Genomic DNA, 21565 nt, shown 5'->3' on the forward strand with positions numbered 1-21565 from the left:
AAGGGCGGCGCACAAGAACTACCAGAGCCAGGTCTCGGGCTGCTCGATGGCGCGGTTATCGTTGTTGGCCAGCAGGCCCTTGATGCAGCGCACCAGCAGCCAGATGATCAGGGCCAGGAAGATCAGGAAGCCGATGCCGATGGGCGTGGTGATGGCTCCGATCACGGCAAACAGCAACCCGATCCAGAAGGTGCGGATCTGATAGGTGAAGTGGGAGACGCTGACGCTATCGGCCTCGCCACGCTTCATATAAGCGATGATCAGGCCGGCGATCGCGGTGAGCGCGGTCAGGAAGCTCACCAGGTACAGCACGTACACCACGGTGACCATCGTAACGTCCTTGCGCGGCCCGGCTGCGGGCTCGCTGACGTCGCTGCGCACGACTTCCGGCTTGGGATCTTCGGACACCTGGCACCTCCTGTGGGTTGGGTCACGCCGCCAACTTAACAGACTTGCCGGTTCCCTACCCGGGCCCGCCGAGCACGATGAGGACGATGCCCGCCAGGGCGAAGACGAAACCGGTCAGTTGCACCCGCGACATGCGCTCGGCCTGGAAAAAACGCGCCATCAGCGCGGTCGGGGCCGGCGACAGCGCCCCGGCCACCGCGATGATCGACAGCAGGCCCATGCGCACGGCCACGACAAAGGCGAGCGTCGCCGCGGCCTGGAACAGACCGGCCAGCGACAGCAGCACCAGCGTGGAGCGGCTCATCCCGGTCTGCGGCCGGCGCACCAGCATCACCGCCAGCAGCGCCAGCGCGCCCACCGCCGAGGTCGCCACCACCGGCCACAGCGGCGAGCCCGCCTCGGCCTCGTTCAGGAACACGAAGACCAGCCCGAAGCAGACGCCGGCGATGGTCGCGTCCACCAGCCCGCGCACCGGGTGCGCCCCCCGGGCCAGCGCCATCAGGCCACGCACGGGCTCGTCCAGGCGGCGTGGACTCGCCTTGCGCGAACCGCCGGAGATCATCCCGATCGCGATCACGATGGCCGCGATCCCGGCCAGCGCCAGCGGGCCCGGCTGCTCGCCCATCACCAGCCCGACCAGCAGCGGCACCAGGGCCGAGATCACGCCGGTCACGGCGGCGACCAGGCCCATCGAGCCCTCGGCCAGGCCGTGGTAGTAGGCCAGCAGCCCGAGGGCCAGGGCGAGCCCCGAGGCCCCGCCCCAGATCAGGGCCTGGGTCCCGGGCAGGCCCGCCAGCGGGAGGGCGATCACCAGCAGGACGACGGTGGCCAGGATCTGCGAATAGCAGGCGACCACCAGCGCCGGGATGCGCCGGGAGGCCAGGCCGCCAAAGAAGTCGCCAGCGCCGAAGCCCAGGGCCGTCAGCAGGCCGAGGAAAAAGGCCATGTCAGCCCCGGCCCGGGCTCGGAAGCCTCATGCGCGTGGCTTACTCGCCGGCCTCGTCGAGCAGGTCCTTCAGGGCCTCTTCGCTGCCGGCATGGCCAACACCGGTCACCACGCCCTCGCCATCCAGCAGGACCACGGTCACCTGTTCGCGCTCGTGCGGCAGGAAGCCGGCATCGGCCTCGCTGGAGGTCACCACGATGGAGTAGTCCCGCGCCTGCATGCGCGGCAGGACCACGTTCTGCATCGGCTGCGGCGGCATCTCGTGGATGTCGGCGATGTAGACGATCCCCTCGCGCTCGGCGGGGCTCATCTCGCTCAGGACCGCGTTGGCGACGCCGGCCGGGGCCGCCTCGACGGTCTTCAGGATTACGCGGGCATTGCCCGGCAGCTCGACCGGGTTCCCGTGCTGGTCATTCAGGCTGCGCTCGGGAAACGGCTGGCCCTCGGCGAACTCGGGCTCCGGACCGCCCCCGGACATGCAGCCGGCCACCAGCCCGGCGGCGAGCAGCAGGGCGGCGGGCAGAAGGGATCGGGCAACAAGCGACATGGCAGTTCTCCTGCGGATCGAGACATGGGATCGAAACACACGCGGGTGCGCGCGACAGCGGCGCCGATGGTAACGCATCGAGCGCGTCAGTAGACTGCAACCACCTTCACGGACGACCGCCCGCATGCTGCATTCGCTGATCAAGCTGCTGCGCCCGCACCAGTACATCAAGAACGGTTTCGTGTTCCTCGGCGTGGTGTTCGCGCACGAGTGGGGCGAACCCGGGACGGTGCTCGCCGCCAGCGTCACGTTCCTCGCATTCTGCGCGATCGCCAGCGCGGTCTACGTGCTGAACGACATCGTCGACGTCGAGGCCGACCGCCGCCACCCGACCAAGCGCGAACGCCCGATCGCCAGCGGCGCGATCGCGATCTCCACCGCCTGGGCGATCTTCGCCACCGCGGTCATTGTCGCGCTGGTCCTCGCGGCGCTGGTCAGCACCTGGGTGATCGCGCTGATCCTGACCTACCTGGTGCTGAACGTAGCCTATTCCTGGTCGCTCAAGCACATCGTGATCCTCGACGTGTTCAGCATCGCCGCCGGCTTCATGCTGCGCATCCTCGCCGGCACCCTTGGCCTGGGCATCGAACCCTCGCAATGGCTGCTGCTGTGCGGGCTGATGCTGACGCTGTTCCTGGGCTTCTCCAAGCGCCGCGCGGAGCTCGCCGATGGCGCCATCGAACACACACCGGATCAGGACGGGACGCGGCGCGTGCTGCACGACTACAGCGTCAGTCTCCTGGATCAGTTCATCGCCATCAGCGCCGCCTGCACCGTGCTCGCCTACGGGCTCTACACCGTCAGCGCCGAGACCATCGCGCTGCACGGCACGGATGGGCTGATCTACACCCTGCCGTTCGTGATCTACGGCATCTTTCGCTACCTGTTCCTGCTGCACGCGCGCGGCGCCGGCAACGACACCTCGCGCGACCTGGTCACCGACCCGCACCTGCTGGCCACGGTCGCGGTATGGATGGGCGTGACCCTCGCCGTACTCGCATGAGTGCGGTCCTGCTCTCCGGCTGGCGCCTGCGCGCGGTGATGCTCTCGATCATCGTTGCCGTCGCGCTGTATCTCGGGGTCGTGCTGTGGGCGGGGGCGGACGAGGTCTGGCGCGCCCTGAAGCTGGTGGGCGTCGGCGGCGTCCTGCTGGCCCTGGCGCTGTCGCTGGTGAACTACAGCCTGCGCTTCACCCGCTGGCAGCTCTACCTGCGCACCCTGGGCCATGCCGTCCCGACGCGCGCCAGCCTGCATATCTATGTGGCCGGCTTCGCCCTGACCACCACCCCCGGCAAGGCCGGCGAGGCCCTGCGCGGGGTGCTGCTGAAGCGCCGCCGGGTGCCCTACCCGGACAGCTTCGCCGCCTTCGTCTCCGAGCGCCTGTCCGACCTGATCGCGGTGGTGCTGCTGTCCATGCTGGGGCTGACCCTGGTGGCCCAGGGCACCTGGCTGATCGCAGCCGGCGCGGCCTTCATCCTGGCGGCGCTGGTGATCCTGTCGTGGCGACGCCCGCTCGCCTGGTTACAGACGATCAGCGACCGCCCGGGGCAGCGCGTCTGGCGCAGCCTGCACCATGTCGCCACGATCCTGCTGCAGGCACGGCGCTGCCACCGCCCGGCCCTGCTGGCCGGGGCCACCGCCCTCAGCGTCATCGCGTGGAGCGCGGAGGCCCTCGCCTTCTGGTGGATCCTCAATGCGATGGGCTTCGAGGCCGGCTTCGCGTTTGCCGCCTTCGTCTTCGCCCTGGCCATGCTGGCCGGCGCGCTGAGCTTCCTGCCCGGGGGACTGGGCGGTACCGAGGCGGTGATGGTCGCCCTGCTGCTGTGGGCCGACATGCCGCCGGCCGACGCCATCGCGGCGACCATGCTGATCCGCTTCACCACCCTGTGGTTCGCGGTGATCCTGGGCCTGATCGCGCTGGCCACCAACCTCGAGGCGCGCGGCCGCGAACACCCGGACGAGCACCATGCGTAGGCGCCCCACGCGAACCCCGTCATTACGAAGCCCTGTAGGAGGCCAGCCCGCTGGCCGATCGGGCATGGCCAACGCCGCCATCGCCGAGTGGGCTCGGCTCCTACAGGTACAGAGCCAGAAAGCCGCAGCGGTGGCAACCCCCCGATGCCAGCCCGACCGCGTCATGCGCGACCGACATTCCACAACCCCGTCATTGCGAGGCCCCGCAGGGGCCGCGGCAATCTCCCGAAGCGGTTACCGGCTCTGGGGCCTAACGCGCTGCGGGCGCCCTTCAGGCCGGCCTGTAGCCGTTCGGCGCGCTTCGCACTTGCGCGCCACGGCCCCTGCGGGGCCTCGCAATGACGGGGACGGGTCACCCGTCGGGGCCCGGGCATGACGACCAGCTGGAACCGCATACCGCAGGTGGAGCACGCCGCCGAGGTCGCACTGGACCGGCGCGGGCGGGGCCTGCCCGACGGGCCCCGCCCCCTGCTCGCCCACGGCCTGGGGCGCAGCTATGGCGACGTCTGCCTGAACCCGGGGGCCACCCTGCTGCATACGCCGGGGCTGGATCGCTTCGTGGCCTTCGACGCCACCACGGGACGGATCACCGCGGAGGCCGGACTGTCGCTGGATGCCCTGCTGCGCTTTGCGGTGCCGCGCGGCTGGTTCCCGCCGGTGGTGCCGGGTACCCGTTTTGTCACCCTCGGCGGCGCGGTGGCCAACGACGTGCACGGCAAGAACCATCACCAGGCTGGCAGCTTCGGCGACCACGTACTCGGGCTGACCCTGCGCCGTTCCGACGGCCAGGTCCTGGAGGTCAGCCCCCAGGCCAGCCCCGACTGGTTCGCCGCAACCGTGGGGGGGCTGGGCCTGACCGGACTGATCGAGACCGTGACCCTACAGCTTATGCCGGTGCGCTCCGGCTGGATGCGCGCCTGGTCGCAGCGCTTCGACTCGCTGGATGCGTTCTGGGAGCTGAATGCGCAGGCCGAGCGCGAGTGGCCCTACACCGTCGCCTGGATCGACTGCCTGAACCCGGGCCCGAACGGCCGCGTCGGGCGTGGCATCTACGGCGCGGCACGCCACGCGGCCACCGCGCCTGTGCGCGGGGACTACCGCGAACGCCGGCGCAGCATCCCGCTGGACCCGCCCGTCTCGCTGGTCAACCGCCTGACGCTGCGCGCCTTCAACCACATCTACTACCGCCAGCCGGTGCACGCGACACCCCGTGCCGTGCACCACCAGCCCTGGCTGTTCCCGCTGGATGCGATCCGCCACTGGAACCGCATCTACGGGCATCAAGGCTTCTACCAGTATCAGTGCGTCCTGCCCCCCCATGCCGCACGGGACGGCGTGCAGGCCCTGCTGGATGCCATCGCCGCCAGCGGCCAGGGCTCGTTTCTCGCGGTGCTCAAGACCTTCGGCGACCGGCCCGCGCCGGGCATGCTGTCCTTTCCCCGCCCGGGTGCCACCCTCGCGCTGGACTTCCCGGAAAAGGGCCACGACACCGAACGGCTGTTCGCGCGCCTGGACGCGATCGTGCAGGAGGCCGGCGGTGCCCTGTACCCTGCGAAGGACGCGCGCATGCCGGCCGATGTCTTCCGCCAGGGGTTCCCCGGCTGGGAGGCCTTCGCCGAGTATGTGGACCCCGAATTCTCCTCCGGCTTCTGGCGCAGGGTGACTGCATGAACCCGATGAAAAACGTTGTCCTCTTTGGTGCCACCTCGGCCATTGCCTCCGCGGTGGCGCGGGAGCTGGTAGACACCGGCGCCCGGCTGTTCTGCGTGGCCCGCGACGGCGACGCCCTGGAGGCCCTGCTGGCCGACCTGCGGGTGCGCGCCGACGACCCGGAGGGCACCCGCATCCTCGGTGCCCGCGCCGATCTGGCCGATATCGACGGGCACGCGGCGCTGTGGCAGCAGGCGCAGGAGGCCCTGGGCGAGGTGGACAGCGTACTGCTCGCCTGGGGCACCCTGCCGTACCAGGCCGCGTGCAACGCCTCGGTGGACGCGACCCTGCAGGCGATCCACGTCAACGGCACCAGTGCCATCGCCCTGCTGGGCCGCATCGCCCCGGACTTCGAAGCCCGGGGCCGCGGCGTGATCGCCGCCATCGGCTCGGTGGCCGGGGATCGCGGACGCCAGAGCAACTACGCCTACGGCACCGCCAAGGGCATGCTCGCGATCTACCTGCAGGGGCTGCGCAACCGGTTGTTCTTCAGCGGCGTGGACGTGGTCACGCTCAAGCCCGGCTTCGTGCGCACCCCGATGACCGAGGGCCTCAACCGCGCCGGCGCCCTGTGGGCCGAACCGGAAACGGTGGCCCGCGGCATCGTCCGCGCCATGCGCCGTGGCCGCGACGTCGCCTACCTGCCCGCCAAGTGGTGGGTGATCATGACTATCATCCGCCTGATCCCCGAATACCTGTTCAAGCGCCTGAAGCTATAACCCTGAAGCCATAACGATGAACCGGAATGACACGCGGCAGATCGTGCTGTTCGACTTCGACGGCACCCTGACCCGGCGCGACAGCCTGTTCCCCTTCCTGCGCCACGCGCTGGGGACACCGGCCTTCCTCCGCCGCCTGCCGGACTGCCTCCCGGCGCTGACCGGCCTGGCGCTGAAGCGCCTGTCCAATCAGGATGCCAAGGAGGCGGTGCTGACCCATATGCTCGCCGGCGAGACCCTCGCCCACCTGCAGGCCAGGGGCCGTGAATTCGCCGACCGCGGCCTGGACCGCCTGCTGCGCCCGGCCGGGATGCGCGCCCTGCGGGCCCATCGCGACGCAGGCCATGACTGCGTACTGGTCTCCGCCTCGCTGGATGTCTGGCTGCAACCGTGGGCCGAGCGCTACGGGCTCACCGGCGTGGTCAGCTCGCGCCTCGCGGTGGATGACGCCGGTCGCGTCACCGGGCGCCTGGACGGCACCAACTGCCGGGGCGCCGCCAAGCCGGCGGCGGTCGCCGCCTGGCTGGCCACCCTGCCCCCGGACGAACCGGTCGATCTGGTCGCGGCCTACGGCGACAGCGCAGCTGACCAGCCGCTGCTGGCGATGGCCGGCAGCGGTTACCGCCTGCGCCGGGGCCGCTTCCGGCGTGTCCACGGGCCGTCGGTAGAGGGGGCCCCCGAGTGAACCCGACAACCACAACCTGGCCCTGGCTCGCGCGTCACTACGGCGCGATTATGCTGGCCGTGCTGCTGGTCAAGATCGGCATGGCCTGGGCCCTGCCGATCACCGGCGACGAGGCCTATTTCCTGATCTGGGGACAGAACCCGGATCTCGGCTACTACGACCACCCGCCGATGATCGGCTGGTGGCTGGGCGCCATCCTGCCCCTGTCGGAGCACCCGCTGGCCATCCGTGCCCTGGGTATTTTCGTCTCCATGGCACCGGCGCTCGCGATCTTCCTCTGGTGGAGGCATACCGATCCAGTCCGCGCGCGCCTTGTGTCGCTGCTGGCGCTGTTCATGCCGCTGTTCTTCATCGCGGTGATCACCGCGACGGACACCCCGCTGATCCTGTTCAGCCTGCTGGCCACAGCCCTTGCCTGGCAGGCCCTACGCACCGGCGCGGCGCACTGGTTCCTGCTCGCCGGCCTGGCCCTGGGGCTGGCGTTCCTGTCCAAGTACTTCGCGGTCCTGCTGGGGATTGCACTGGGGCTGCATATCCTGCTGTTCGCGCGGCAGCACTGGCGCGGCCTCCTGCTGATCATCCTCGGCGTGGTGCCGGCGGTGGCGCTCAATCTGTACTGGAACTGGGGCAACTGCTGGTACAACGTGATGTTCAACATCGTGAACCGGCACGGCGACGGCGGCTTCGACCCCGGCAACTGGCTGACCTACGCGATCCTGCTGCTCTACCTGTTCACGCCCTGGCTGCTGTGGTTCTACGCGCGTCAGTGGCGGGCGCTGGCCGCCGGCATCCGCGCGCACCAACTGGGCGTGTTCCTGTCCGCCGGACTGATCCCGCTGCTCCTGTTTGCCCTGCTCGCCCCGTTCAAGAGCATCGGGCTGCACTGGCTGGCCGCCTTCGCCCCCTTCCTGCTGCTGCCGGCGCTGTTCCTGAATGTGCGTGCACTGACCATCAGCGCCTGGCTCTCCGGGGCCCTCGCCGTGCTGCACGCGATCGCGATCCTGACGATCGCGCTGATGCCGGTGGAATGGCTGAAGGGCCAGGATCGCTACGCCGACGCGGTGTTCTACCTAGCGCCGGAATCGGTGGCCGCGGTGGTCAACGAATACGACGCCGACTGGCACGTCTTCACCCGCAGCTACTCGCGCTCGGCGGTGCTCGCCTACTACGCCGGGCGCGAGGTCGGCGTGTTCGGCCCCGGGTCCCACTACGGCCGCCAGGACGACCTGCTGACCGACTTCCGCGCCCTGGACGGGGCCAACCTGCTCTACGTCCCCACCCGCGGCGTGCTGGACCCGGCGCAGGTGGAGCCCTTCTTCGACGAGGTGCGCGTACGCGAAGTGACCATCCGCGGCGTCGCCTGGACCCTCGCCGAAGGCCGCGGCTTCGACTACGCCGCCTACCACGACCAGATCCTGGAACCGGTGCTCGCCCGCTACTACGACTTCCCGGACTGGCTACCCGAGGGCCGCTGCGCCTTCACCGACCGCTACACGAACCGGGAATAAGACCCTGCGTTGACCAGGGAATCGTCCCCCCGGATACTGTTGTCCGTGAGCCATCGACTTCATCCAGGGAGGGGCGAGCGATGATCGCACCCGGAGCGGCGATCCCTGCCCGCCAGCGTCAAGCGAGCGCACGCACCCGCTGGCGCTGTGGTCTCGCCGTGGTCGTTCTGCTGCTGCCGCTGTTGCTGCTCGGCTGTGGTGGCTCCCAGGAGACCCCGCTGCGGGTGGCCACCATCGAGTGGATCGGCTACCAGCCCCTCCACCTGGCCGCCTCCGAGGGCCGGTTTCCCACCGACGAGATCCGCCTCGCCCGCTTCGGCTCGAACGTGGAGTCACTGCGCGCCTTTCGCAACGGCAATGTCGATGCCGCCGCCCTGACCCTCGACGAGGCGCTGCTGCTGCGCGCCGACGGCCACGATATCCGCGTCATCCTGCTGCTGGACTACTCGCATGGCGGCGACACCATCCTGGCGCAGCCCGGCATCACCCGCATGGCCGACCTGGAGGGCCGCCGCATCGGGGTCGAGAATGACGCCGCCACCGCCTACCTGCTCGCTCGCGGCCTGGAACACGGCGGCCTCGACCGCGAGAGAGTCGATATCGTGCGTGTGGATGCCGGGCGCCACGAGGAGGCCTTCCGCGACGGGGAGGTCGACGCCCTGGCGACCTTCGAACCGACCCGCACCCGGCTGCTGAATGCCGGTGCCGAGGAGTTGTTCGACAGCACCCGGATCCCGGGCGAAATCGTCGATGTACTGGTAGTTCAGCGCCAAGCGCTCGACGACCACCCGCGACATCTCCGGCAGCTGGTGGATGCCTGGTTTGGCACGCTCGAGTATCTGAATGCCGAGCCGGAACCGGCCAGGGCCACCATGGCCCGGTACAGCGACCTCAGCGCGGAGGAACTGGAGGGTGCGCTGGCCGGGGTCCGCTTCCCCTCGCGAGCGGAAAACTGCACAGCCCTGGCCGACGGCGGCGAGGCCCTGCGCGCCAGCAGCGAGCACCTGGCCACCCTGATGCAGCAGCAGGGACTGCTGGAGCGCGAGGTGAACCTCGATCGTCTGTTCGATGACCGCGTCCTGCAGGCGGCGGGCTGCCCGCCATCGGAAGACGGCTGATGTGGCAGGGCCTGTTCCGCTATCCGATCAACACCACGCTGCCGCTTTTCCTGCTGGTGGTGGCACTCATTCTCGGCACCCTCTACACCCTGACCCTGATCCACAACCAGCAGCGCAGCATTCTCGCGAACGCCGAACGCGAACTGGCGACCGAGATCAGCCGCATGCAGCGCATTGTCCAGAACCGCCTGGCAAACAACGGCACGCAGGCCATTCAGGACGAGATCGCGGCGCTCAATGTCGATATCCGGGTTCGCCTGGCCGGGGTGGTCGATGAACGCCAGCACTACGTTGCCGCCCTGAACCGCGGCGAGCGCGAACGTCCGCTCGCGGAGACCCTGGACACCGAACCCATGGCCGCGCTCGCCGACCCGCTGCGCACGCTGCTGGCCGACGCCCGCGAACGCCGCGCGGCCAAGGTGCGCCATGTCGCGGCCGAGAACACCCTGATCGCGGCGGCGCCGCTGCAGTTCACCGGCCCCGTGGTGGACCTGGGGCGCAGCCCCTCGGGCGCGGTCATCCTCGCCTGGGATCTGTCGCTCCCCTTTCGGCAGGCACGCAACGCGGCCCTGAACTCGGCGCTGCTGCTCGCGCCGGTCCTGATCGCGGCACTCGCCGCGCTGTGGTGGCTGATCTACCAGGCTCTGGGGCGCCGCCTGAGCCGCCTGAGCCGGACCGCGGCGCAGATCGCCGGGGGCGAGCACCACCAGCGTGCCGGGGTCACCGGGCGCGACGAGATCGGCCGCCTGGCACGCGCCTTCAACCGCATGGCGGATGGCCTGGTGCAGGAACAGGCGCGCCTGCGCGAGAGCGAGCAGCGGCTGTATCTGGCCCAGGCCTTCTCCGGGGTCGGCACCTGGGAATGGGATATCGCCAGCGGCGACCTGGTCTGGACCCGTCCGACCTACCAGCTCTTCAACCTGCCGGAGGACACCACCGAGGTCACCTTCGAGCATTACCTGGAGCGGATCCATCCCGACGACCGCGCGCGGGTCCAGGCCGCGGTAGAACAGACCCTCGAGCAGGGTACCGCATACAGCATCGAGCACCGCGTACTCACGCCGGACGGCGACGAACGCTGGCTGCTCGGGAGTGGCGACGTGCTGCGCGACGAGAACGGCGAGCCTCGGCGCATGTACGGCATCGTGCAGGACATCACCGCGACCAAACGGGCCGAGGCGGCGCTCTTCCGCGAGAAGGAGTATGCCCAGGTCACCCTGGCCTCCATCGGCGACGGCGTGATCACCACCGATACCCGGGGCCGGGTCACGTTCCTGAACCCGATCGCGGAATACCTGACCGGCTGGACCACCGACGCCGCCGCCGGCGAACCGCTGACGCGGGTCTTCAACATCCTCAACGAGGTCACGCGCAAGCCAGCGATCAACCCCGTCGAACGCTGCCTCAAGGAAGGTCGTATCGTCGGGCTGGCCAACCACACCGTGCTGCTGCGCCGGGACGGGCAGGAATTCGCGATCGAGGACTCGGCCGCACCGATCCGCGACCGGGACGGCGAAATCGTCGGTGTCGTACTGGTGTTCCACGATGTGACCGAAGCCCGCGAACTCGCCAACCAGCTCAGCTGGCAGGCCACCCACGATGCGCTGACCGGACTGCCGAACCGCCACGCCTTCGAGCAGCGCCTGGAGCAGCTGGCGCGCCAACCGGAAAGCCAGAAGGGGCACGAAAACCATACCCTGCTGTACATCGACCTGGACCAGTTCAAGGTGGTGAACGATGTCGCCGGCCACGTCGCCGGGGATCAGATGATCCGCCAGGTTGGCGAACTGATGCTGGACCAGGTGCGCGAGACCGACCTGCTCGCCCGCCTTGGCGGCGACGAGTTCGGCATCATCCTGACGCACTGCGACATCGCCCACGCCGAACGCATCGCCAACACCATACACACGGTCCTGGACGACCTGCGCTTCGCCTGGGAAGACCGCGTATTCCGCATCAGCGCATCCATCGGCATCATCGAGTTCCAACCCGGCGAGCGCAGCATGAACCAGCTGCTCGCCGATGCCGACATCGCGGTCTACGCGGCCAAGAACGCCGGCCGACGGCGCTCGCATATCTTCCGCCCGGAGGACCAGGACCTGCAGCAGCACCGGCGCGAGATGGACTGGGCCACACAGATCTCCGACGCCGTCGAACAGGGGCGCCTGGTGCTGTTTGCCCAGATGATTCACCCACTGGCCGAGCCCGACTCCGGCGCACCGCCCGCGGGACTCTCCTTCGAGGTGCTCGTACGCCTGCGGAGCCAGGACGACGAGTTGATCCCCCCCGGGGTCTTCCTGCCGGCCGCCGAACGCTTTGACCTGATCTCCATCGTCGACCGCTGGATCATCACCCGGACCTTCTCCATGGTGGCTGACCACATCCGCCTGCACGGCCCGGCGAGCATCGAGCATTGCGCGGTCAACCTCTCCGGCGCGACCCTGAGTGACGAGACCCTGCTGCCATTCATCCGCAACCAGCTGAGCCTGCACCAGCTGCCTGGCGAGATTTTCTGCTTCGAGGTCACCGAAACCGCGGCGATCTCCAACCTGCAGGCGGCAATGCGCTTCATCCGCGAGTTGCGCGGCATGGGCTGTCGCTTCGCGCTGGACGACTTCGGCTCCGGGCTGTCGTCGTTCGCCTATCTGAAGACCCTGCCGGTGGACTACCTGAAGATCGACGGCAGCTTCGTGCGCAACATCGCCACCGACCCGGTCAATGACGCCCTGGTCGGCAACATCAACAACATCGGTCACCTGCTCGACAAGAAAACGATCGCCGAGTTTGCCGAAGACGAATCGACCATCGCCCGCCTGCGCGAGCTGAACGTGGACTTCGCCCAGGGCTACGGGCTGCACCGCCCGCAGCCCCTGGAGGAACTGTTTGCAATGCACAACCCACCGCGCTGACAGCGAGGCCTGCGAGACGCTCATCGGGCCCCTGTGCGGGGAACATGCATCAGTCAGGACGGTCTGTAGTTCTCCCGGCCACGGTTGCGACCGAGGGCCGCCATTGGCCATTCTGTACGGCTGAATACAAGTTCCGGAGCACACCGAATGACTATCCGCCCCCTGCGCGCGGGCCTGATCCCGGCCCTGTTTCTTCTCCTGCCCGGCCTGGCGCTGGCCCAGCAGGCCGACCCGCAGATGCAACAACAGATGCAGCAGCAGGAGCCGGAGACCACGATCCACCAGGACTGGGAGGTCGCCTGTATCGAGACGCCACAGGGCGAGCGTTGCCGGATGCAGCAGACGCTGGAGATCCAGGACGAGCAGGCGCAGGGGCTGTTCCTGCAGGCGACCGTACGCCGCGAGGGCGACCAGCACATCATCGAGATCCTGGTACCGCTGGGCGTCGACCTGCGCCCCGGCATCCGTATGCAGGTGGACGATGCGGGCGAAGAGATGGATGCGGGCTACGTGACCTGCGTGCAGCAGGGCTGCGTCGCCGGGCGCGAACTGAACAGCGAACAGATGAGCGCGCTGCGCGGCGGACAGGCCCTGACCGTCGCCTTCCGTGCCCTGCACCAGGAACAGCCGTTCGTGTTTGACGTATCCCTGATGGGCTTCACTGACGCCAGCAACCAGCTGCAATAACCGGCGGCGTCACCAGCGACCCCACCCAGCGATCACGCGATGGCGCGCGCCTCGGTCCCGTCCCATTCCGGCCGCAGATTTGCCGGTCGCGGCCGGTCGCGGGCACGGCGGGCACTGGCCACCGCCGCGGCCGCCGCACTGCTCTGGTGGGTCCTGGCCGGCAGCGCCGCCCTGCTGGAACCCCTGGCCCTGCTCGCAATCATCCTGGCCGCGGTCGCGAGCCTGCTGCTGCCGGCCGGGCGGCCGCTGCCGTTGCGACCCGGCGCGCTTCCGGGCCTGCTGGGGTTCTTCCTGCGCAGCTCGTTCCTCGGCGGGCTGGACGTCGCCCGCCGCGCCCTGCACCCGCGCCTGCCGATCCGCCCGGACTTCCTGAGCTACCGCACGGAGCTGGCCCACGGCCCGCCCCTGACCCTGTTCATGGCGGTCGTCAGTCTGCTGCCCGGCACGCTCAGCGTACGCCTGGAGGGGCGCCTGCTGACCCTGCATGTGCTGGACCGTGACGCCGATACACGGGCGGCACTGATCGCCCTGGAACAACGAATCCGCAAGGCATTCCACGACCCGCGTGACCGCCGCGCCAGTGACGACGGAGCCGCTCCATGAGCCTCTTCTATTTGGCCGCCGCCCTGTTCCTGCTCGGCACCATACTGCTCGGACTGGTCCGCGTGCTGCGCGGTCCGGGTTCCGGCGACCGCATGCTGGCTGCACAACTGTTCGGCACCACCGGGGTCACGATCCTGCTGCTCCTGTCGCTGGCACTGGACGCATCCGCCCTGGTGGACGTAGCGCTGGTATTTGCCCTTCTGGCGGTGGTTGCGGCCGTGGCCTTCGTCCGCCAGCACGGCCTGCCGGAACCCCCGGATACCCCGATCCACCGCCAGCGGCCGGATACCCCCGGCCCCAAGAGGCCCCACGATGATCGCTAATGCCCTGACCGTGATCCTGATCCTCGCCGGACTGGTGTTCTTCGCGGCCGGCACCGCCGGGCTGCTGCGCTTTCCCGATGTCTATTCGCGCCTGCACGCCCTGACCAAGGCCGACAACGTCGGGCTCGGGCTGGTGATACTCGGACTGATGTTCCAGGCCGGCGGACCGGCGGACATCCTGAAGCTGCTGCTGATCTGGGTGCTGGTACTGGCGGCGGGGACCACGGCCGCGCACATGGTCGCGCAACGCACCTGGACCCACGGGGAGTTCGAGTCGGACCGATGAACGTCCTGCTGGTCCTCTTCGATCTGGTCCTGCTGGCCGGCATCGTCGGGGTCGCCTGGCGCTGCCTGGCGAGCACCGACCTGTTCCGGGCCGTCGTGCTGTTCATCACCTTCGGGCTGCTGCTCGCGCTGGCCTGGGTGCGGCTGGAGGCGCCGGACATCGCGCTGGCCGAGGCGGCGATCGGCGCGGGCATCACCGGCGCCCTGCTGCTGGTCACGCTGGAGCGCCTGCGCAGCATCATGGCCGAGCGCCGCAGCGGGCGGCCGCATACGCCACCGCCCGACCCCACCGGGCCCCATGCCCTGCTGCGCGCCCTGCATGACCCGCCGCCGGAGCGCCGGACCTTCCTCCCTGCGCTGACCTTTGCCCTGGTGGTCGGCGGGTTGCTGGTGACCGCGCTGTGGCACCAGCCGCAGTCCGTCGGGCTGGAGCCGGTGGTGGATGCGCACATGGACATCTCGGGGGTCGATCACCCGATCACCGCAGTGCTGCTGAACTTCCGCGCGTACGACACCTTCCTGGAACTGGCGATCGTGCTGATCGCGCTGCTGGGCGCATGGTCACTGGGCCGGCACGACCTGATCCCGGCCCGCCCGGCCCCGGGCCCGATCCTGCCCGGCGCCCTGCGGCTGCTGGTACCGGTCGCGATCGTCACCGGGGTGTACGTGCTGTGGGCCGGGAGCCACGCCCCCGGCGGGGCCTTCCAGGCCGGGGCGATCCTCGGGGCGGCCGGCATCCTGCTGGTGCTGGCCCGGCCGCGGCAACTGCCGATGGCCCCCGGGGCGCCGCTGCGCCTGGGGATCACCGCGGGTGTCTCGCTGTTCCTGCTGGTGGGGACCTATGGTCTCGTCGCCGGGCACGGCTTTCTCGGCTACGCCGACGCGTGGGCCTATCCGCTCATCATCCTGATCGAGGTGGCGGCGACGCTGTCCATTGCCCTGACCCTGGTGGCCCTGTTCGTGGCCGGCCGCCCGGCCGGAGACGACACATGAACGGGCTGGCGGAGACGGTCGCGCACACCCTGGTCCCGGGCCTGCTGTATCCCACCGGGGGTGCGATCCTGTTCGCCCTGGGCCTGTACGGGCTGATCCGCCGCCACCACCTGGTACTGCGCATCCTGGCCCTGAACATCATGGGCTCGGGCGTATTCATGGTGCTGCTGGGTGTCGCCGCCCGCGGCGAGGGTCCGCCGGACCCGGTGGCGCAGGCGCTGACCCTGACCGGGATTGTGGTCGCGGTCAGTGCAACCGCCTTCGCCCTGGCCCTGGTGGTGCACCTGACGCGGCTGACCGGCCACGCAGTGATGCTGCCCGGGCCGCCCGATGACGACGCCCCGGTGGAGGACATCTCGCGCGAGGCGCATCACGCCGACGGCGGTCCGGCCGAATCGTCCGCCAGCGAGGACCGGTCGGCGTGATCCCGGCAAACCCCGAATGGCTCCCGGCGGGGACCGCCGGACTGGTCGCGCTGTCACTGGGAGTGGCCGTGCTGGCAACGGCCTGGCCGCGCCAGGCCCACCGGATCGGCCTGCTGGGCGCGCTCGCGGTGACGGCCTGGGTGCTGGGTCTGAGCGCGACCTTCCTGCACGCCGGGCCGGACCCGGAGACCGCCGCGACGCGGGTGGCCCTGGGCGGCTGGGAGGCCCCGCTGGGGCTCATGCTGCAGCTGGACGGATTGTCCATGACCCTGCTGGTGCTTACCGCCGTAGTGGCCCTGGCCACCAGCCTCTACAGCCTCGGCTACGTGCACGACCGCATCGAGCGTCGCCAGTTCTGGCCCCTGTGGCTGTGGCTATGGGCCGGGCTCAACATGCTGTTTCTCTCCGGCGATGCCTTCAACCTGTACATCACCCTGGAGGTGGTGTCGCTCGCGGCGGTCGCCCTGGTGGCCTTCACCGGCACGGCCGCCGCGGTGTCCGGCGCGGTGCGCTACCTGCTGGTCAACATCCTCGGCTCGCTCAGCTTCCTGATGGGCGTGGTTCTGCTGTTCGGGGAACACGGGGTACTCGATCTGGTGCTGCTGGAGGCCCGTACCGAAGCGGGCCCGACGGAACGCATGGCGGCGGTGCTGATGACCGCGGGCCTGATGCTCAAGGCCGCCCTGTTCCCGCTGCATGTCTGGCTGGCGCCGGCCCATGGGTCAGCCCCGGCACCGGTCAGTGCGGTCCTCTCCGGGCTGGTGGTCACGGGATCGTTCTACCTGATCCTGCGGCTGTGGATGGGGGTGTTTGCCCCGCTGGCGACCCCGGCCTTCGGCATCCTGGTCGGCCTGCTCGGGGTGGGGGCGCTGATCTGGGGCTCGCTGCAGGCGCTGCGCGCGGGGCGGCTCAAATCCATCGTGGCCTATTCCACGGTCGCCCAGTTCGGCTATCTGCTGGTCGCCTTCCCCTTGATGCTGGTGGACCCGGGCGCCTGGCGGGTGGTGGTGTTCTTCGCGGTGGTCCATGCCCTGGCCAAGGCCTCGGTATTCCTCGCCGCGGGCACCCTGCAACACGCCGCCGGGCATGACCGCCTGGCCGAGCTGGGCGCGGTACTCCGGGCCCGGCCGCGCACGGTGTTCGCCCTGGGGCTAGCCGGGGTCAGCCTGATGGGGCTGCCGTTCACCGGTGGCTTCATCGCCAAGTACCTGCTGCTGGAGGCCGGCCTGGGCACGGTCCTCGCCGGCAGCCTGATCGGCGTGCTGTGGGTGCTGGCGATCGCCGGCGGCGGGCTGCTGGCGGCGGCCTACGTGCTGCGCATGGTGGCCCCGGCGTTTCATCGCGGCCGCCGCGACGCCGGCGAGGCAGTGTCGCCGTGGATGGACTGGGTCCCGCTGGCTCTGGCCACGGTCGCGGCGCTGGCCGGGCTGGCCGGCGTGCTGACGCTGAACACCCTTGCCCTGACCCCGGGGGCCCCGTGATGGACGGTGGCTGGCTGCTGCTCGCGATCCTGTTCAGCTCGCTGGGACCCGGCATCGCGATCTTCTTCCTGCCGGAGCACCGACAGGGCCTGCGCACCGCGCTGAACCTGGGCGGCGCCGGCACCAAGCTGGCGCTGGTCGGGGTGCTGCTGGCGGGTGTACTGCGCGGTGACGAATACCACTTCAGTCTGCCGCTGATGCCCGGCATCGACCTGGTGCTCGCGGCCGATGCGCTGTCGCTCCTGTTCGCCAGCCTTTCGGCCGTGCTGTGGTTCGTAACCACGGTCTACGCCATCGGCTACCTCGAGGGCTCACCGCGACGCAGCCGCTTCTTCGGCTTCTTCTCGCTGTGCGTCAGCGCGACGGTGGGGATTGCCCTGTCCGGGAACCTGATCACCTTCCTGATCTTCTACGAGATCCTGACCCTCGCGACCTGGCCCCTGGTGGTCCATCGCGGCACGCCGGCGGCCCTGCGGGCCGGACGCCTCTATCTCGGCTACACCCTGACCAGCGGACTGGTACTGTTCACGGCCATCGTCTGGCTCACGCTGCTGGCCGGGGCCGAGGGCTTCACCCCGGGCGGCTACCTTGAAGGCCTCGCGGAGACTCACGCGGTCACGCTGCAGGTCCTGTTCGTGCTGCTGATGGTCGGCTTCGGGGTCAAGGCCGCGCTGGTGCCGCTGCACTCCTGGCTGCCCATCGCCATGGTCGCGCCGGCGCCGGTCAGCGCGCTGCTGCACGCGGTGGCGGTAGTCAAGGCCGGGGCCTTCGGCATCATCCGCGTGGTCAACGATGTCTACGGGGCGGAACTGGCGATCGAGCTGGGCCTGACGGCCGGGCTGCTGGTGATCGCGGCGGTCACGATCATCTATGGCTCCATTCAGGCCCTGCGCACCGACGACCTGAAGCAGCGCCTGGCATTCTCCACCGTGAGTCAGGTCTCCTACATCATCCTGGGCGTCGCGCTGGCCGGGCCCCTGGGGGTCATCGGCGGGCTGGTACACCTGGTGCACCAGGGCATTACCAAGATCACACTGTTCTTCTGCGCCGGCAATTTCGCCGAGACCCTGGGCATCCATCGCATCAGCGAGCTCGACGGCGTGGGCCGGCGCATGCCGCTGACCATGCTGGCGTTTACCGCGGGCGCACTGGGCATGATCGGCCTGCCGCCCCTGGCCGGTTTCGTGACCAAGTGGCACCTGGGGCTGGGGGCGCTGGAGGCCGGCATGCCCTGGATCCTCGGAGTGCTGGTCCTGTCGAGCCTGCTGAACGCGGCCTATTTCCTGCCCCCGGTGATCCGGGGCTGGCTGGGCGAGCGCCGCGAGCCGTGGCATGAACCCCTGCAGGCCCATGCCGGCCCGACCCGCTTCGAGACCCACTGGATGCTGCTGTTCCCGGTGGTCTTTACCGCCGCGCTGGGGCTCCTGGTCGGGCTGTTTGCCGGGCTGGGGCTGAGCCCGCTCGGCTGGGTCAGCCTGATCGTCCAGCGTGACTATGCGCTGCCGGAGTTCGGGCTGTGAGCGGGGCCGCGCTGCTGACCGTCCCGCTCGTGCCGCTGCTGCTGGCGGTGTTCATTGGCCTGCGTCCGGGGCGGGCGCGGCTGAACCGCCTGGTGCCCTGGGCGGCGCTCCCCGGCCTGGCGCTGGCCGCCCTGGCCCCGCCCGGGCTGGAGGCGACCCTCTCCGGCCTGCTGATGGGCACCCACCTGGCGGTCGACCCGACCGGCCGGGCCTTCCTGGGCCTGACCGCGGGCCTGTGGCTGGCCGCCGGGCTGTTCGCGCTCTCCGATCGGCGCGACGATCCCCGGCGGCATCGCTTCTATGTGTTCTGGTTGCTGGCCCTGGCCGGCAACCTGGGCCTGATCCTGGCGCAGGACGCGATCGCCTTCTATCTGTTCTTTTCGCTGATGAGCCTGTCGGCCTACGGACTGGTGATCCATTCCGGCAAGCCGGAGGCCTGGCGGGCCGGACGGGTGTATCTGATCCTCGCGGTACTGGGCGAGGTGTTGCTGTTCGCGGGTCTGGTACTGGCTGTCCATGCGGCGGGGCAGTCCAGCCTGGCGGCCGTGGCCGCGGCGCGCCCCGAGGGCTGGGCATTGGTCCTACTGGTCCTGGGGCTCGGCATCAAGGCCGGCATGCTGCCGCTGCATTTCTGGCTGCCGCTGGCCCACCCGGCCGCTCCGGTACCCGCGAGCGCCGTGCTGTCCGGGGCGATGATCAAGGCCGGCCTGCTGGGCTGGATGCGCCTGCTGCCAATCGACGCCGCCGGCCACGCAGTGCTGGGCGAGGCGCTGGTCCTGCTGGGCCTGGCGGCGGCCTTCCTCGGCGTACTGGTCGGGGTGCTGCAGGTACGGCCGAAGACCCTGCTCGCCTACTCCAGCATCTCGCAGATGGGGCTGATGACCACGGGTATCGGCCTGGCCCTGCTCCTGCCCGAGGCGCGCGGCTGGCTGCTGGCAGCAGTCACGCTGTACGCCGTACATCATGGCCTGGCCAAGGGGGCGTTGTTCCTGACCGCCGGCATGCAGCGGCAGTGGCCGGTCACCCGCCCGGCGCGGACCGCCTTTGCACTGTTCACGCTGTTGCCGGCGCTGGCCCTGGCGGGCCTGCCCTTCACCAGTGGCGCGCTGGCCAAGAACGCGTTGAAGGAGCCGCTGGCGGCGGAGGCCCTGTCGGGCTGGCTGGCCCATACCGAGTGGCTGCTGACCCTCGCGGCGGCCGGCACCACGGTGCTGCTACTGCGCTTCCTGTGGCGCTGGCGGGCGGATCTCGAGACCGCGGCCGACGGCCTCGACCGACCGCGCTGGTGGGCCTGGGGCGGCCTTTCGCTGATGGCACTCCTGCTCCCGCTCGCAACCTTGCTGGCCGGCCCCACGGCCCTGCCCCTGAGCGTCCATGACCTGTACGGCTCGTCCCTGCTGTGGCCGGTCATGCTGGGGCTGGGCCTAGCCCTTCTGGCCTGGCGCGGGGTTCGCGACCGCGAGACCCCGCGCGTGCCGGAGGGGGATCTGGCCGTGCTGGCCGAGGCCGCCTGGGACGGCGCCCGCCGCACTCGACGCCGCCTGGCATTGCCGGGGCCCTGGCCACCCCGGATACCGGCCCGCATGCGTGCGCTGCGCCTGGGCGCGCGCCGTCGCCTGGAGGCCGCCGAGCGCATGTTGACCCGCTGGGAGACCATCGGGCTGCTGTTTTCCGCAGCGATGCTCGGGCTCTACCTGACGCTGCTCGCCGGATAAGGCCGCCCTCGAGCGAGGCACGAAAAAGGCCGGCCCGGGACTGCCCCGGGCCGGCCTTCAGGCGCCGTTCCTATTGCGGGCTGGAGCTCAGTTCTGATCGATGAAGTCCGCGGTGAAGTCGGCCACGTCGTCCGCGAAGAAGTCACGGAAGAAGTGCCCCGCGCCGTCCACGGTCATCAGGGTGATGTCACCGCTGTCCTTCACCGCCTCGACCTTCTCCGGCAGGTCCGGCACCACGTCGTCCTCGGAACCCGTGATCACCAGCGTCGGGATCTGCATCCCGCGGATCACCGTCGGGGTGTCGTTCTGGCGGGTCGGCTCGTAGTAGCCGAGGAAAGCGCGCGGGGTCACGTCCAGCTCCTCGCAGTAGAGGAAACGCACATCCTCCATCAGGGTCTCTTCCTGGCCCATGCGCTGGAGCTCGCGGGCCTGATCCAGGAGCACCTGAAGCGGCATACCGCTTTGTTCCTCGTACTCGCTCGCAGCCTCGTCCTCGTCGAAGGTGGACGCGGCCACCAGCACCAGGGCGCGGATGCCGTCCGGGTCATGCTCGGTCAGGTAGCGGGCCACCTGGTTGCCACCGCGCGAGTGGCCAAACAGGGTGACCGGACCATAGCCCTCGTCCTGCAGCCATTGATGCCACAGGCTCAACTCCTGCAGATGGTCATCCACGCCGTGACGCACCGGGGCATCGCATTCGAACATCCCCTCGCGCGCGTCGATGCCGTAGCTCAGATTGACGGACAGCGTATTCAGGCCATGGTCCGCCAGCAGATCCTGCACCGCGGCCATCACCTCCATGCGCCCGTGCGCCAGGGTGCCGTGCAGCATCAGGACTACCCCGTCGGAGGGGCTCGCCCCCATGCCTTCCTTCATATGACCGATCAGGGTTCGGTCATCGTGTTCCAGCGTAACCTTCTCCGCCGCCATCACGTTCGAGGCCGCGACCAATCCGGCCACTGTCAGGGCAGCCGTGGCAATCCAGCGAGACATGGGAACCTCCTGTTAT

21 protein-coding genes are annotated in these 21565 nt (G+C 69.7%); 17 read left to right on the forward strand and 4 right to left on the reverse strand.

Going from position 1 to position 21565, the window contains the following annotated elements; all coding sequences use genetic code 11:
* Positions 1–18: 18 nt before the first annotated feature.
* From F614_RS0107170 to F614_RS0107180, 3 genes are read right to left on the reverse strand one after another with little or no spacing between them, the layout of a single operon-like run.
* Positions 19–408, reverse strand: coding sequence for a hypothetical protein (locus tag F614_RS0107170; RefSeq protein WP_018866018.1), 390 nt, complete (start codon positions 406–408; stop codon positions 19–21).
* 55 nt (positions 409–463) lie between these two features.
* Complete coding sequence (locus F614_RS0107175) at positions 464–1354, reverse strand: EamA family transporter (protein ID WP_018866017.1); 891 nt, start codon at positions 1352–1354, stop codon at positions 464–466.
* Positions 1355–1394: 40 nt separating this feature from the next.
* The gene (locus tag F614_RS0107180) at positions 1395–1901 is read right to left on the reverse strand and encodes a hypothetical protein (RefSeq protein WP_018877676.1); all 507 of its coding nucleotides are present in this window, start codon (positions 1899–1901) and stop codon (positions 1395–1397) included.
* 124 nt (positions 1902–2025) lie between these two features.
* Here F614_RS0107180 and F614_RS0107185 point away from each other — a divergent pair, with 124 nt between their 5' ends.
* The 17 genes from F614_RS0107185 (at position 2026) to F614_RS0107265 (ending at position 20556) form a co-directional block, all read left to right on the forward strand.
* On the forward strand, positions 2026–2904 hold the full coding sequence (locus F614_RS0107185) for a decaprenyl-phosphate phosphoribosyltransferase (RefSeq protein WP_018876283.1): 879 nt from the start codon (positions 2026–2028) through the stop codon (positions 2902–2904).
* On the forward strand, positions 2901–3875 hold the full coding sequence (locus F614_RS0107190) for a lysylphosphatidylglycerol synthase transmembrane domain-containing protein (RefSeq protein ID WP_019558621.1): 975 nt from the start codon (positions 2901–2903) through the stop codon (positions 3873–3875). The genes F614_RS0107185 and F614_RS0107190 overlap by 4 nt, the downstream gene beginning before the upstream one ends.
* Before the next feature lie 372 nt (positions 3876–4247).
* The gene (locus tag F614_RS0107195; protein ID WP_019558622.1) at positions 4248–5546 is read left to right on the forward strand and encodes an FAD-binding oxidoreductase; all 1299 of its coding nucleotides are present in this window, start codon (positions 4248–4250) and stop codon (positions 5544–5546) included.
* A 5-nt stretch (positions 5547–5551) separates the two neighbouring features.
* Positions 5552–6304, forward strand: coding sequence for an SDR family oxidoreductase (locus F614_RS0107200; protein ID WP_019558623.1), 753 nt, complete (start codon positions 5552–5554; stop codon positions 6302–6304).
* 16 nt (positions 6305–6320) lie between these two features.
* The gene (locus F614_RS0107205; protein WP_019558624.1) at positions 6321–6989 is read left to right on the forward strand and encodes an HAD-IB family hydrolase; all 669 of its coding nucleotides are present in this window, start codon (positions 6321–6323) and stop codon (positions 6987–6989) included.
* The gene (locus F614_RS0107210; RefSeq protein ID WP_026329828.1) at positions 6986–8497 is read left to right on the forward strand and encodes a glycosyltransferase family 39 protein; all 1512 of its coding nucleotides are present in this window, start codon (positions 6986–6988) and stop codon (positions 8495–8497) included. Before F614_RS0107205 ends, F614_RS0107210 begins: the two co-directional genes overlap by 4 nt.
* A 158-nt stretch (positions 8498–8655) precedes the next feature.
* A complete protein-coding gene (locus F614_RS0107215; RefSeq protein ID WP_026329829.1) occupies positions 8656–9615 on the forward strand; it encodes an ABC transporter substrate-binding protein in 960 nt (319 codons plus the stop codon).
* On the forward strand, positions 9615–12524 hold the full coding sequence (locus tag F614_RS0107220) for an EAL domain-containing protein (protein ID WP_019558627.1): 2910 nt from the start codon (positions 9615–9617) through the stop codon (positions 12522–12524). The genes F614_RS0107215 and F614_RS0107220 overlap by 1 nt, the downstream gene beginning before the upstream one ends.
* Positions 12525–12671: 147 nt before the next feature.
* The gene (locus F614_RS0107225) at positions 12672–13211 is read left to right on the forward strand and encodes an invasion associated locus B family protein (protein ID WP_018866007.1); all 540 of its coding nucleotides are present in this window, start codon (positions 12672–12674) and stop codon (positions 13209–13211) included.
* Between the two features lie 39 nt (positions 13212–13250).
* Entirely contained in the window at positions 13251–13814 is a 564-nt protein-coding gene (locus tag F614_RS0107230; protein WP_018866006.1) for a Na+/H+ antiporter subunit E, read from the forward strand.
* Complete coding sequence (locus F614_RS0107235) at positions 13811–14137, forward strand: monovalent cation/H+ antiporter complex subunit F (protein ID WP_019558628.1); 327 nt, start codon at positions 13811–13813, stop codon at positions 14135–14137. Before F614_RS0107230 ends, F614_RS0107235 begins: the two co-directional genes overlap by 4 nt.
* Positions 14127–14423, forward strand: a complete 297-nt coding sequence (locus F614_RS0107240; RefSeq protein ID WP_018866004.1) for a monovalent cation/H(+) antiporter subunit G — start codon at positions 14127–14129, stop codon at positions 14421–14423. The genes F614_RS0107235 and F614_RS0107240 overlap by 11 nt, the downstream gene beginning before the upstream one ends.
* Positions 14420–15415 (forward strand): hydrogenase subunit MbhD domain-containing protein, encoded by a 996-nt coding sequence (locus tag F614_RS0107245; RefSeq protein ID WP_019558629.1) that lies wholly within the window; start codon positions 14420–14422, stop codon positions 15413–15415. Before F614_RS0107240 ends, F614_RS0107245 begins: the two co-directional genes overlap by 4 nt.
* Positions 15412–15840, forward strand: a complete 429-nt coding sequence (locus F614_RS0107250) for an NADH-quinone oxidoreductase subunit K (protein ID WP_019558630.1) — start codon at positions 15412–15414, stop codon at positions 15838–15840. Before F614_RS0107245 ends, F614_RS0107250 begins: the two co-directional genes overlap by 4 nt.
* Positions 15837–17321 carry a complex I subunit 5 family protein gene (locus F614_RS0107255; protein ID WP_019558631.1) on the forward strand — a complete coding sequence of 495 codons (1485 nt, stop codon included), beginning with the start codon at positions 15837–15839 and terminating at the stop codon, positions 17319–17321. The genes F614_RS0107250 and F614_RS0107255 overlap by 4 nt, the downstream gene beginning before the upstream one ends.
* Positions 17321–18841 (forward strand): complex I subunit 5 family protein, encoded by a 1521-nt coding sequence (locus F614_RS0107260; RefSeq protein WP_019558632.1) that lies wholly within the window; start codon positions 17321–17323, stop codon positions 18839–18841. Before F614_RS0107255 ends, F614_RS0107260 begins: the two co-directional genes overlap by 1 nt.
* Positions 18838–20556: a complex I subunit 5 family protein gene (locus F614_RS0107265; protein ID WP_018882679.1), complete on the forward strand. Its 1719-nt coding sequence runs from the start codon at positions 18838–18840 to the stop codon at positions 20554–20556. Before F614_RS0107260 ends, F614_RS0107265 begins: the two co-directional genes overlap by 4 nt.
* A gap of 87 nt (positions 20557–20643) precedes the next feature.
* Here F614_RS0107265 and F614_RS0107270 read toward each other — a convergent pair whose 3' ends face one another.
* Positions 20644–21549 (reverse strand): alpha/beta hydrolase, encoded by a 906-nt coding sequence (locus tag F614_RS0107270; RefSeq protein ID WP_018865998.1) that lies wholly within the window; start codon positions 21547–21549, stop codon positions 20644–20646.
* Positions 21550–21565 lie beyond the last annotated feature (16 nt).

The sequence above is a fragment of the Thioalkalivibrio sp. ALE12 genome, from assembly GCF_000381105.1.
Lineage (GTDB): Bacteria > Pseudomonadota > Gammaproteobacteria > Ectothiorhodospirales > Ectothiorhodospiraceae > Thioalkalivibrio.